At 56.3% G+C, this 13,072-nt stretch carries 13 protein-coding genes and 1 pseudogene; 9 read left to right on the forward strand and 5 right to left on the reverse strand.

Features of this window, described 5'->3' with window-relative positions; genetic code table 11:
* The first annotated feature begins 1 nt into the window (after position 1).
* Positions 2-669: pseudogene (locus FJU08_RS01825) on the forward strand (transposase).
* A gap of 299 nt (positions 670-968) precedes the next feature.
* On the forward strand, positions 969-1,301 hold the full coding sequence (locus tag FJU08_RS01830; protein WP_235890542.1) for a hypothetical protein: 333 nt from the start codon (positions 969-971) through the stop codon (positions 1,299-1,301).
* A 90-nt stretch (positions 1,302-1,391) separates the two neighbouring features.
* Here FJU08_RS01830 and FJU08_RS01835 read toward each other — a convergent pair whose 3' ends face one another.
* Positions 1,392-2,189 (reverse strand): transporter, encoded by a 798-nt coding sequence (locus tag FJU08_RS01835; RefSeq protein ID WP_141147262.1) that lies wholly within the window; start codon positions 2,187-2,189, stop codon positions 1,392-1,394.
* Between the two features lie 201 nt (positions 2,190-2,390).
* Complete coding sequence (locus tag FJU08_RS01840) at positions 2,391-2,657, reverse strand: putative antibiotic biosynthesis monooxygenase (protein WP_141147263.1); 267 nt, start codon at positions 2,655-2,657, stop codon at positions 2,391-2,393.
* A gap of 127 nt (positions 2,658-2,784) precedes the next feature.
* On the opposite strand from FJU08_RS01840, the gene FJU08_RS01845 reads away from it, so the two are divergent.
* From FJU08_RS01845 to FJU08_RS01875, 7 genes are all read left to right on the forward strand, one after another.
* On the forward strand, positions 2,785-3,393 hold the full coding sequence (locus FJU08_RS01845; RefSeq protein ID WP_141147264.1) for a TetR/AcrR family transcriptional regulator: 609 nt from the start codon (positions 2,785-2,787) through the stop codon (positions 3,391-3,393).
* Between the two features lie 36 nt (positions 3,394-3,429).
* Entirely contained in the window at positions 3,430-5,310 is a 1,881-nt protein-coding gene (locus FJU08_RS01850; protein ID WP_235890543.1) for a potassium transporter Kup, read from the forward strand.
* 115 nt (positions 5,311-5,425) lie between these two features.
* On the forward strand, positions 5,426-5,704 hold the full coding sequence (locus FJU08_RS01855) for a DUF4031 domain-containing protein (protein WP_141147266.1): 279 nt from the start codon (positions 5,426-5,428) through the stop codon (positions 5,702-5,704).
* 195 nt (positions 5,705-5,899) lie between these two features.
* Positions 5,900-6,340, forward strand: a complete 441-nt coding sequence (locus FJU08_RS01860) for a hypothetical protein (protein ID WP_141147267.1) — start codon at positions 5,900-5,902, stop codon at positions 6,338-6,340.
* A gap of 257 nt (positions 6,341-6,597) precedes the next feature.
* Positions 6,598-7,908 carry a GGDEF domain-containing protein gene (locus FJU08_RS01865; protein WP_141147268.1) on the forward strand — a complete coding sequence of 437 codons (1,311 nt, stop codon included), beginning with the start codon at positions 6,598-6,600 and terminating at the stop codon, positions 7,906-7,908.
* Positions 7,909-8,033: 125 nt separating this feature from the next.
* The gene (locus FJU08_RS01870; protein WP_141147269.1) at positions 8,034-8,777 is read left to right on the forward strand and encodes a YoaK family protein; all 744 of its coding nucleotides are present in this window, start codon (positions 8,034-8,036) and stop codon (positions 8,775-8,777) included.
* 297 nt (positions 8,778-9,074) lie between these two features.
* Positions 9,075-9,569 (forward strand): hemerythrin domain-containing protein, encoded by a 495-nt coding sequence (locus FJU08_RS01875; RefSeq protein WP_141147270.1) that lies wholly within the window; start codon positions 9,075-9,077, stop codon positions 9,567-9,569.
* A gap of 168 nt (positions 9,570-9,737) precedes the next feature.
* Here the strand turns inward: FJU08_RS01875 and FJU08_RS01880 are convergent, their stop codons facing one another.
* From FJU08_RS01880 to FJU08_RS01890, 3 genes are all read right to left on the reverse strand, one after another.
* Complete coding sequence (locus FJU08_RS01880) at positions 9,738-10,646, reverse strand: lipid A biosynthesis lauroyl acyltransferase (protein WP_235890564.1); 909 nt, start codon at positions 10,644-10,646, stop codon at positions 9,738-9,740.
* A gap of 23 nt (positions 10,647-10,669) precedes the next feature.
* Positions 10,670-11,707 carry a zinc-binding dehydrogenase gene (locus tag FJU08_RS01885; RefSeq protein WP_141147272.1) on the reverse strand — a complete coding sequence of 346 codons (1,038 nt, stop codon included), beginning with the start codon at positions 11,705-11,707 and terminating at the stop codon, positions 10,670-10,672.
* Between the two features lie 69 nt (positions 11,708-11,776).
* A complete protein-coding gene (locus FJU08_RS01890) occupies positions 11,777-13,057 on the reverse strand; it encodes a beta-ketoacyl-ACP synthase (RefSeq protein WP_141147273.1) in 1,281 nt (426 codons plus the stop codon).
* Between the last annotated feature and the right edge of the window lie 15 nt (positions 13,058-13,072).

Here is a 13,072-nt window from a genome sequence, read left to right on the forward strand (position 1 = left end):
GATGAAGAAGAGCCGATTTAGCGAAACCCAGATCATGGCCGTGTTGCGCCAGGCGGAAGGTGGTATACCCGTGCCCGACCTTTGCAGGGAGCATGGCATCAGCAATGCCAGCTTTTACAAGTGGCGTGCGAAGCATGGCGGCATGGACGCCTCGATGATGAGCCAGATGAAGGCACTTGAGGACGGTGAAGCGGGAAAAGCCGGAGGAACTGGCGGCGTCCGATGCGCCGAACATTGTCTGCTCTATGGACTTTATGGCGGATCGTCTGGCAGGCGGCCGCCAATTCAAGCTCCCGAACGTGTTGGACGACGTCAACCGCGAAGGCCTGGGCATCGAAGTAGACTTCTCACGGCAGGCCGAACAGGTCGTGCGCAGTCTCAACCAGATCATCGAATGGCAGGGCAAGCCGCTGACGATCAGGTGTGACAATGGGCCGAAACCCAGGGAACGCATTGAATTACATCCAGCCCGGCAAGCCTCAGCAGAACGCCTATTTCAAGCGCTACAATCGAATGGTTCGGCATGAATGGCTTGATTTGTATATTTTGGGCAGCAGAACAGAGGTGCAGAAGATCGCCACCGATTGGCTTTGGATATATGACCACGAACGGCCCAACATGGGCATTGGCGGCATCACACCTGCTCAGAAACTGAAAATGGCCGCGTGAATTCTACCGCTGGCCCCCGTCAAAATGGGAAGAATTACCCCAGGCCGCAAACCCAACCGTTAATCCCTGCCGGGATGCCTCGCAAGGGCTTCATAGATTGAACGGCCTCACATCGGATTTTGTCGAAATGATAACAGTAGTCAAATTTTCACTTTTCGCCAGCACTGAAACAATGAAACTCCAGGAGAAAATTATATTAATTGATATTTATCAATCACTTAATGCTTGAAACAGGACCAGTAAAAGCGCTTATTCAGCGGAATACCAATGACTTCATCATCGCATTTTAGGAGAAGGAAGTGTTTATCAAACCCGTATTCGGCGCGGCACTCGCATTTGCCAGTCTTGGCTTCATGGCTCAATCACTTCTTGCAGCAGACCGCACGGTCACCATCGTCAACAATACCGGCTATGAGATGGTCGAATTCTATGGATCGAACAGCGGAACGGATTCCTGGGAGGAAGATATTCTCGGCAAGGAAACACTTCCACACGGAGCATCTGTCGACATCGATTTCGATGACGGCACCGGCCATTGCATGTTCGATTTCATGGCCGTCTTCGAAGATGGGGACCAGGTCAAGCAGGAAGGCATTGACGTCTGCAAGACTGGAACATTCACGTTTGAGTAATCGACAAATGTTGCGGCCCGCCCCATGCAGGTTTCGAACCATGCATGAAGGCTTGCGGGCCGCTGCAGCGATTTCCGTTATGTTTCCCGACTACTTCGGGAAGACGAAATTCATCACGAAACGCGCGCCGAAGCCGCGTGCACCGCCAGCAGGACTGGCGGCCCAGTAGCGTAGCCCCGCCTGGAAATTGATGGGCTGCTCGTCGATAACGACGAGCTTGCCAACGGTCGCATTCAGCGGAACCGCCCAGCTGTTTGTCCGCCAGTCATAGGTCGATTCGGTATTCAGCCCGAAGGACCAGGCATTCGCCGTGGTATAGGTAACGAATGGCTGGGCGAAGGTCGCGTTCACATCCGGGCGGTCACTCCGCCCGGCAAAGGACCATATGTGATTGGCCAGAATTCCAACGGTCCACGGCCCGCTCAGTTCAAGAACCGCCGCAGTCGGGCCAGCCCCCCATTTGCCAAGTCCGGTGAGATCATCCGTCGCTGTCGGGTAGAGAAAGACCGGGCCAGCCCCCCAGGTGATGCCGCTATCGGTCGGATCCTTCGGGGAAAGGAAAAAACTCTGTACCGTATCGCCGAGGCCGAACTGCGTTCCCGACTGACCGGCGATATCGCTTTGCCAGATCACAGGTATAATCGTGCGCGTAATCAGGTTCCATTCGCTATCAAGCGAAAAGGGAATAACCGGCTGCACGTTCAGCGTCACGCGATCGCCTTTGGCTGTGCCAATATTGCTATCATAATTAAACTGGAAGGGTACGCTGATAAGATCGGCGACCGGATTGCTCAACTGCTTTGCAAGATCCTCATCATTCTGCGCATACGCAGAACAGGCAGTAAAAACCGCCGCAAGAGCACAAGCAAGACCTCTAACCGCCCTCATGCCACACCACTCCAAAAGCGAGGCGTCCTTAAAGCCAGGTTGAAAAACGCCGAGGCCAACCAGATCCTTTGCAATTCAAGCAATCGCTGAATGAATCCACAGGTAAGATAGCACGAAATATAATGTCGTCAATTTTAATATAAATTCGAGTAAACGGCTCGGAAATTCTTAATGTGACAGAATTCAATAAAGAGAAAAAATCTATTCAACAGGCACGCGAACCGGCCGCAGGATAAAGCGCGAAAACAGACGGTGAACGCCAGGTATGATGACATAGACCATCAGTAAAACCATAACCGGCGTTACAACGAGTGTCCGCTGCCAAATCGTCCAGCCTGCCGTCACCATCGACATGCCGTAGAGCAAAAGCGTAATCAGCGGATAGACGGCCACCGCCAGAATACTGGCCAGACGGGCTTTCGACGGCAGATGAATGTGATGATGCGTTTCGTTGGCGTCGCCCGACATAGTATCCCCTTATGAAACGGTACGTTTCGTATATATGACGGTCGTCATTTTCATGCAAGAGCGTTCTGCTATAATAGTGACTGAGATTCGCGGTCACGAGAAACCACTGAGAACATCTGAGCAGCCGATGCCCGAGACGAAAAAAGTCAAGAAGCGCGTTTCCATCGGCGCAGCGCGCAATCCCGACAGTCAGGACGCAATACTGACGGCTGCGGAGGAAATATTGCTTGAAGTTGGCCTTGCAGGCTTCACCATTGAAGCCGTTGCACGGCGTGCGCGCGCCGGCAAACCAACCATCTATCGCTGGTGGCCTTCCAAGGCCGCACTGCTGCTCGAAGTCTATCAGCGTCAGAAACCTGAAGATATCTTTGCCGACACAGGCAATATGCAGGACGATCTGTTCCTCCTGCTGCGCGGCCTGATGGACTTCTGGAACAACACGCCCGGCGGCGCCCTGTTTCGCTCGGTGCTTGCCACCGAACAGAGCGATCCGCAATCGCGCGCCTTGCTGCGCGAGCACACGCGCGACCGCCATGACATGAGCGCGGCCCTTTTCCATCGGGCAAAGGCGCGCGGCGAGCTCGAAGACTGGGTCGATCCGCTGTTAGCAGCCGAAATAGCGGGGAGTTTTGCCTGGGGAAGACTGCTGCGGGACGAACTGGATATTGATGATGAGACATTGCGCCGCGTCACAGGGCAAATGATTGACGGTCTCAGACGCAGAAAACCTGCATAAAACGCATTCGACATGAAAAGCCATTGGGGGAACACTTTGGAGCCGAAGCAACATGAAAACGGACAGGCCGGTCTGGCGGCACTCTCGCTGTCAGCGCTTGGCATCGTCTATGGCGATATCGGCACGAGTCCCCTTTATGCCTTCCGTCAGGCGCTCGGTAGCACGGTGATCGACCAGGCGGCGGTTCTCGGCATTTTGTCGATGATCGTCTGGGCGCTGATGATCGTCGTGTCGCTGAAATATCTGTTGCTCGTCATGCGCGCCGACAATAATGGCGAAGGTGGTATACTTGCGCTCCTCGCCCTGTTGCAGCCCTGGCGCGGGAAACAGACGGCGCCCAAAACCTGGCTTATTCTTGTCGGCCTGTTCGGCGCCGCCCTGCTCTATGGCGATGGCATGATCACGCCCGCAGTTTCGGTTCTCAGCGCCGTTGAAGGCATTCATACGATCGAGCCGGCTATCGCCAGCTATATCGTACCGATCACGGTTGTGATCCTTCTGATCCTGTTTTCCGTTCAGTCGCGCGGCACGGCAAGCGTGGCGCGACTGTTTGGCCCGGTCATGCTGGTCTGGTTCTTCGTTATCGCCCTTCTGGGTGTGGTTCAGATCATGCAGCATCCGGTGGTGCTGCAGGCCCTCAGCCCGACCCATGCCGTATCCTTCGTTCTTGCCAGGCCGGCAACCGCCGCCATCGTTGCAGGCGCGGTCTTTCTGGCGGTAACAGGCTGCGAGGCGCTTTATGCCGACATGGGCCATTTCGGTCGGGCGCCGATCCGTCTGGCCTGGTTTGCCTGTGTATTTCCCTGCCTCATCCTCAATTATTTCGGCCAGGGCGCGCTGGTGCTTGCCGATGCCAGCCATGCAGGCCAGCCCTTTTATGGCCTGGCGCCGTCATGGGCCCGCATTCCGCTGGTATTGCTCGCAACAGCCGCCACCGTCATCGCCTCCCAGGCCGTCATTTCCGGGGCATTTTCGCTCACCCGTCAGGCCGTGCAGCTTGGCCAGTTCCCCCGCGTCGAGATCCGCCAGACTTCAGCCGAAGAAAACGGCCAGATCTATGTACCGGCCATCAACCTGTTTCTGGCGATCTCCACCGTGGTTCTGGTCTTTACCTTTCGAAGCTCGGAACATCTGGCGGCAGCCTATGGTATCGCCGTCAGCACGACCATGGTGATCACCACCTATATTCTCTTCTTCGTCATGGTTCACAAATGGCGCTGGTCATTCTGGATCGTCTTGCCGGTCACGCTCAGCCTTGCCGCAATCGACCTCACATTCCTGATTGCCAACAGCCTCAAGATCCGCGATGGCGGCTGGTTTCCGCTTGTGGTCGGCGCGCTCGTCTTCATCGTCATGCGCACCTGGAATATCGGCCGCAGGAGACTACTTTCCTATCTCTCTCAAAATGGCCGGGATCTCAATGAGTTCCTGGATAACATTGCGAAAAACAATGCGCACCGCGTCCCGGGGCTTGCCGTTTATCTCACCGCCTCGCCGCCGCGCGTGCCGCCGGCGCTGATGCAGCAATACAGCCATATTCCGGTACTGCATGAGCGGGTCATATTGTTGACCGTGATCATTGAGGAAGTGCCACGGGTGAGCGCGCATCATCGCCTCGAAGTCGAAGATCTGGGTCAGAATTTCACGCGCCTGCATCTGCATTACGGTTTCATGCAGTCCCCCAATATTCCGGTCGCACTGAGACTGCTCAACGAGATCGACGATACGCTGGATCTCGATCATGTGACTTTTTTCCTAGGCCGGGAAAGCATCATCCCCACAGCGGAAAAACGCGGCCTGTTGCACTGGCAGGAAAGACTGTTCCGCCTGCTGGCCCGCAATGCACTCAGTGCCACCGCCTTCTACAACCTGCCGCCGGAGCGCGTGGTCGAGCTCGGCATGCAGGTTGAGCTGTGACTGGCAGCGCCGGAGGTATCCTTGCCGCTGCCAAACCGGAAGGCAGGTCCCTTGACCGCTTCGCAGCGTTACCTATCTAAAATGGCTTGCAGCCAAGGAAATCCCTGAGAAAAACATGACCGTTTACGTTGATGACATGCAGGCTCCGTTTCGGGGCATGAGAATGTGCCATATGCTGGCTGATACGACAGAAGAACTCCATGCCATGGCGGATATGATCGGCATTGAACGGCGCTTTGTGCAATATCCGGGAACAGTCAAGGAACATTATGATGTCCCCCTGCCCCGCCGCCAGCTTGCCGTAAGCGCCGGCGCTGTGGAGGTGACATGGCGCTTCATGGGAGAGCTCGTGCGCGAGCGCCGCAGCGCCGCCATGCTCGGCAAATGCGCCTGATTCTGCGCTCTCATCCCTTGAATCTAGGCATCGTGCCTTCCGAAAATCGATTCCCACTTTCGGGCCGTTGCTGTAGCCTCAATTTCGCCGCTCTCCTTCCTGAAAAGGTAACGATTGAGGCGCCATTCGGTGGTGATGCGAATTGCATGTTTTTCTTGACTACATGTAAAACCAGAAACAGAGCGAGGCGGTTTCATGCAGGCCATGCTGATCATGATGACGATTTTCGGCTGCGACGATAGCCTGACCCAGTGCGAATATGTCGACACCGCAGCCACGCGCTATGAAACGGTTGCCCAATGTGATGCCGCTCTCGAAACGTCGCTGGCCCGCTATGACAAGGCAGACTACCCGACCGTGATTGCCGTCTGCCAGGATCCTGACAAGCCACCGCAAATGCTGGCCGGCGCCATGCCGGATCAATCCCCGGTCGCCACATCACCGTCAACGGACAGCACAGACGAGCCGCCGCTCGGCTCTATCGCCATGCTGCGCAATTTCGCCGAGGGGTTGCTGACGTCAATCCGGGCCACACTGCCTTCGAACGAAACCATCAGCGCAGCGCTGGCCAAACCTGTGCATGTTGTTACCAACAGCTATTCCTGGGTCATTCGAAAGACCACAAGTTTCCATTAATAGGTAAGCAATTGTTTACAAATTACTTTCGTCAACAAAGCAGATCTATTGACACGAGCACAGATACAACTCCCAGTAAAAGTTACATGATATTGTAACGTGATTGAACCACCCTCAGTTGGTTGAAGCACCTTCTGCCGTGACTATGCTCTGCGACGCTGGCAGGAATACGAAGCCTTTACAAAACCTGCCGTGCACCTTTCAAACATGAGCGCCTTGACGGACTGATCATCCGGCGGCGGAGAGGAACAAGCATCGTGAGTGCAGAAGGGGAGACAGGGCAATTTTCACGCTGGTTTCGCGGATTTTCGCTGCGTGCGTGGCTGGCGGTTGGCTTCATGCTTGCGCTTCTGCCTCTGTTTGCGATCGCCATATACGGCTACACCACCTATGACCGCACCATCGCCACGCCCTTTCGCGATGTCCTGCACAATCAGCACCGCATTCTCGTCGCTCTGGAGCGCATGCAGGACGAGCTGTGGGATCTGAATGTCTCCGTTACCGATTTTTCTGAAAGCGGCGCTGAATCCTACCGCACCTCCTTTGAAACCAGCGAACGCCAGGTCTCTGTCCAACTGGCTGAAATGGAATCGGCAACAAAGGAATATGCTTCCTTCGCACCGATCATGCAGAGCGTAGAGCAGCAATGGGCCGCTCTTCTCAGTGCAGCCAGTAAAGTTCAGCCTGGGGACATAGACCGTGCGTCACCGGAATTGCAGCGCTTTGAAGGCGTCATCTCGGAATCGGCCAAACGTATCGGCACGATCGCTGAAACCATGCGGCTGCAAAATGAAGAAAGCCATGAACGCGCACTCGAAGCAATGCGGCAGATGGAGATCTTCGCCGCTATCGCGATCGCACTTGCCATCTTCTTCGCAATTGCGGGCATATATGTGATCGACCGTGCACTTATCGCCAGTACCGACAAGCTGGTCGAGGGCGCCATGCGCATGGCCAACGGCGAGCGCAAGGGCGATATTGATGTCCGTGTACCGCCTGAACTGGCTTCTGTTGCCAATGCCTTCAATTCGATGACCCGGCAGATCAAGCGCAACGAGGAAGCCCTGGCCACAGCCGCGCATACCGATGGTCTGACGGGATTGCGCAATCGACTGGATTTCGATGAGGTTCTTTCCAGCTACCTTACTCTTGCCCGGGAAGGCGGCAAGCATTTCGGGCTTCTGATGATCGACATTGACCATTTCAAGCTCTTCAATGACTCCTATGGCCACCTTGGTGGTGACGAAGCGTTGCGCCAGATTGCCGGACACATTGCCTCCGCCGTGCGTGAAGAGGACAGGGTCTTTCGTTATGGTGGCGAAGAATTCGCCGTCATTCTGCCGAATACGCGTGTCGACGGGGGGCTTCTGATCGGCGAACGCGTCCGCGCCGCTGTTGAAAATCATGGCGTCATTCTGCCGAATGGCGATCACAAACCAGCGACGGTAAGTGTCGGTGTCGCCTTTTACGGACCAGCCACGAGCCATCCGGAAATTGTCGCTTCGGCCGACGAAGCGCTGTATGCAGCAAAGCATGCCGGGCGCAATCTGGTGCGGCTGAAGTCATAATGCGCTGCGCACAACTGCAAATTCGACATATCTGACCTGCTTCCACTATTTGCGGTCTATCATTTTTCGCAACGTGACGGCATGCTCTAAGGCATTAGCCCAACCGCAGCAAAACCGGACCCATTATGCTGATACATGTCGGAGATGATCGAACCATCGCCATTGATCTGCGCCTCGCCATCTGCCTGGCGGCTGTCGCTGGAGCCATCAATGCCGCCGGCTTTCGTTCGCTTGGCTATTTCTCGGCCAATATGACTGGCAATGTCTCGGTGCTGTCTGATGAGCTGGCACAGGGACTTCCCTGGCTTGCTTTCTGGCTGGTCTGCCTGGTCGCCTTCTATATCTTCGGCTCCTTCACATCCGCGCTGTTGATTGAGTTCGGCCGCAAGAAGCAAATCCATGGCATCTATGCCTACTCCATCTTGCTGGAATCCGGCCTCCTCGCTTTTCTGGCGATCGCCGAGCTGCTGTTTCCACGCCCGGTAACCGGGTCCATCATGGTGTTGAGCCTCAGCTTCATCATGGGACTTCAAAACGCCGCAACAACAAGAATTTCCGGCGCGCGCGTCCGTACCACCCATGTTTCCGGCATCGCAACGGATATTGGCATCGAAATCGCGGTCCTGCTGGCTGGTGCCAGGGATAACGACCGGAGAAGTGTTGTAGTTTCTCGCTTCAAGCTTCACGCAGCGACTATTCTTGCCTTTCTTGCCGGAGGCGTTGCCGGTGCCTTTGCCTATGGCGTCGTCGGAGCCTGGGTCTTCGTCGCCGTGGCGGTTGTGCTGTTCATTATCGCAGCGCCGGAAGCCCGGCGTTCCTATGTCTTTGGACGCCGGCTCGCTCTTGATTCAAACGCCAAAAACGGCTGACAGCCTGCGGTGGAAATGCCCCCTCTCTGCTTTATGCGTGATTTGGAAAACGCCAAAAGCAGGAGCCGCGGCGGCATCGGCATGACATGCTTTTCGAAATATCGACCGCCTCCATCACATGCTTTTCCCTTCGTGCGAGAAAGCGCCGCGCATAAACCTCAAGATCCACGCACATGTCGCGTGATAGCGCGAACCTGACAGGCGCGTCACTCTATCTTGACTTAAGTCAATGAAGCGTGGGCCTGATGGGATCAAATAAGACCATATCGGCCGATTCAACGTCGGGAGGGATAAGAGATGGAGGCCGTCACCATCAAAACTGCGGAAAAGGAGGCGGCTTTGGTCCAGCCAATGGTTGAAAATGCGTCGCTGGCTGACGAGCTGCAGTCCACTCACGGCTCTATCGAGAGTCTCTGTGATGCACTGGAAGCTGTTGCGGATTCATTACCCGCCAGTATTGACCGCCGGTCCTGTGACCTGCTGTCCCAAAACCTCGTCGCAACCCTCAGGCGGGCACATGAGCGCGAGGAAAACAACATCTATCCGCAATTGCGGCGCAAGGCCAATGGCCGAGAAAAAGTTCTGGAGACGCTGAGCCGCCTCGAATATGAACATTTCGAGGACCTCTGTTTTGCCGAAGAAGTGACCGATGTATTGCGCAAACTGTCCATCGGAACCACGGTGAATGTCGAAGCGGTCGGCTATATGCTGCGTGGTCTTTTCGGCGCATTGCGACGCCATATGGTCTTCGAGGAAGACTATATGGCAGCCATGGAGCGACCGCTTTCATGAACGAAGAATACCCGGGTGATTGCAGGATCACCGGGGTGACATCAGGGCGCTTTTCGATCTGACTGAATCAGATCGAAAAGCGCCCTATTTCATTGTTTTTGCTTAATGATATCACCGACCATCGTTTCACTCCGGTCAGATCAGGCGCCAGCCACCCCGCAGCCTGAACTATCCATTCATCTGCCGCTTGCGATCCCAGCGATCATGGTACCACAGCCACTGTTCGGGATATTCACGCACCCAGCTCTCGACCTTGTCATTCAGCAACTGCGATGTCGCCGTCACATCAATAACGCCTTTTTCGTTGCGTGGCAGAGCGATCTCCGGCTCCAGAACCAGTCTGAAGCGGTTATCGGCGAGGCGAATGCAGCGCGCCGGATAGATCGGACAGTCATACTGCCGTGCAAGCTTGGCAAGCAGCGGGTTGGTCCGCACTTCCTGACCGAAGAAAGATGTCGGCGTCCCCTTGCGGAATTTCTGGTCGACCAGAACACCGACCCCCTTGCCGGCATCAAGCGCGCTGGCCAGCGCGAAGGAGGATCCGGCATGAGACGGCACAAGCTCGCCCATACGCTTGCGGCGGAACCTGAACACTTTTTCACCGATATAGGGATTGTTCGGCGGGCGAAACAACACCGAGACCTGAAGCCCGAAAGCCGCTGACCCAACCGGAAGAAGCTCGAAATTGCCGGTATGAGCGGTAAAGACGATAAAGGGCTTCTGCCGTTCGAGCAGCGCTTTGAAAAGCGCAACCCCTTCCACTTCAATCCGGCCAGCATCCGGGTTTTCCGGGTCGAAATCGAAGATCTCGTCTAGGAACACATATTCGGCAGCCAGCCGGCCGATATGCCCCCAGCTGGCAATGGCAATCTTTTCAATCTCTGCTTCGCTTTTCTCAGGGAAGGCCTGCCTGAGATTGGTCAGAATCAGATTGTGACGGCTGAATTTAGGACCGAACCAGCGCATGAAACGGTCGGCAAAGCGGATTGAGGCATCGGCAGGAAACAGCTTGAACGTGGTCAGCACAAGAAACACGAACTGCGCGGGAACCCATTGACGGGCCTGCCGCGCTTTCATGACCAGACGGGTAAGCAGTGATTTCACAGCGAAGGATCCACCTTCAGCAGGATCTTGCCGAAAACCTGACGCGATTCCATCCGCTCAAGCGCCGTATCGATACCATCAAATGGAACGATCGTATCGATGACCGGATGGACGATACCGCGCGCCATCTTCTCCATGGCATCGGCCATGTTTTCCATCCGGCAGCCGAAGGATCCAAAGAATTTCAACTGCTGCTGGAACAGCATCATTAGATTGACACTGGTGGAGACGCCGGAAGTCGACCCGCAGGTGACCAGACGGCCGCCCCGCTTCATCGACAGCATCGACCCCGCCCAGGTATCCACGCCAACATGCTCAAAAACCACGTCGACGCCCTTCTTCTTGGTCAGCTTGCGGACAACACCCTCAAACCGGTCCTCGCGATAATTGATCACGTGATCCGCACCAAGCGCCTTGGCCTTTTCCATCTTGTCTTCAGAGCCGACGGTGGTGATCACCGTACAGCCCATTTTCTTGGCCAGCTGGATTGCCGCCGAACCGATACCCGAACCACCGGCATGAACCAGAATAGTCTCACCGGGCTGAAGCTTGGCATTGTCGAACAGCATGTGCTCCACCGTACCGAAAGTGACCGGCGCAAGCGCCGCTGCAATCGCATCAACGCCGGGCGGCGCGACCACCAGCTGGCGCGCCGGAACATTGATCAGGTCCTGCGCAAAACCATCAATATGAAAGCCGTGAACGCCTGAAACATGTTCGCAGAGATTATCGCGGCCCTCGCGACAGGCCTTGCAGTGACCGCAAACCCGTGCGCCATAGATCGAAACAAGATCGCCGGGCAGCACATTGGCAACGCCGGGGCCGATCGCCTCGACAACGCCCGATGCCTCAGCCCCGACCGTCATCGGCAGTTTCCGTTTGGCAAAGGCCATGCCACGCCAACCCCAGACGTCGATATGGTTGAGCGCAACCGCCTGGATCCTGAGCGTCACCTCGCCCGGCGCCGGTGCGGCCGGTTCGGCCACATCGCGGATCTCGATGGTCTTGTCGTCAATGAGCTGTAGAGCGCGCATGGCATATTCCTCGGTCCAAAGGCCGTTCACTTCATGTTTACAGCCTTATTGGTCGAACGGCGTCGAAGGTCAAGACGGTTCGCGTGTCATCACGACGCAGGCATTCTGCCCGCCAAAGCCAAATGAGTTCGAAAGAACCGACGAAACCTGGCAGGCCCGCTTCGCATTCGGGATGACATCCAGATCGATCGTCGGATCAGGGTTCACATAATTGATGGTCGGCGGCAACACACCCGTCAGCATCGACTGGAGCGAAAACACCGCTTCAACCGCACCGGCTGCCGTCAGCGTGTGGCCGATCATCGATTTGTTGGACGATAGCGGGATCGATTTCAACTGATCACCGAAAACGGCGCTGAGCGCACCATATTCCATCTTGTCATTTTCCGGTGTCGATGTGCCGTGTGCGTTGATATAGCCGATCTCGTCAATGCCAAGTCCGGCATCGGCAAGGGCTGCACGGATCGTCGCAATCGCCGGTCCGCCATCGGGTGACGACCGTGTGCGATGAAAATGATCAGCCTTCTCGCCACAGCCCTTGATCAAGCCGAGAACCGGAGCGCCACGGGCAACGGCCGAACTCAGCGATTCCAGCACCAGAGCAGCGGCGCCTTCGGCGATCACGAAGCCATCACGATCCTTGCTGAACGGCTTGGAGGCTTTTTCAGGCGGATCATTCTGGGTCGAAAGCGCAGACAGCAGTGAAAAGCGCACCAGCGCCTCGGCACTGACAGAACCATCCGTAGCAACGGTCAGCGCCCGGTCGGTGCGCCCCTGACGGATCGCCTCGACACCTAGCTGGATCGCTGTGGCACCCGATGCGCAGGCCGTCGACGTGGTAACCGGCAGCCCGCGCGTGCCGAATTTATCGGCAAGGCGTTCCGAGATCGAACCGAACATCACGGCCTCATGAAAAGCCGGATCAGGCTGCGCACGCATGGCGGCAAGAAAGCGGACATAGATGTCCTCATCGCCCTCAGCCGCGCCTGCACGGTCGGCGAGATCAAAACGCATGGACCACTCGGGCTCGACTGGCGGTGCCGCCAGAAACAGCGGCGCATCGAAATCGCCGGACAGGCCTGCCTGCGCCAGCGCCTCCTCAACCGTCGCCTCAGCAAAGGCATAGGACCGGGCAACCGAATTCGGCTCGGACGGGATGAAATCCACCGTACCGGCGATCCGTGTTGATAGCTGATCAATCGGAAAGCGTGTGACGGTGTGAATGCCGGAAACGCCAGCCGTCAACTTCGCCCAGTTATCGGCAAGCCCGCGACCAAGCGAGGTGACAACGCCCATGCCCGTCACGGCGACAAGCGGGCGTCCGAGGTGATCCGTATAGGTCTTGCTCATCTTCAGCCCTTTCTC

The sequence above is a fragment of the Martelella alba genome, from assembly GCF_006516955.1.
Lineage (GTDB): Bacteria > Pseudomonadota > Alphaproteobacteria > Rhizobiales > Rhizobiaceae > Martelella > Martelella alba.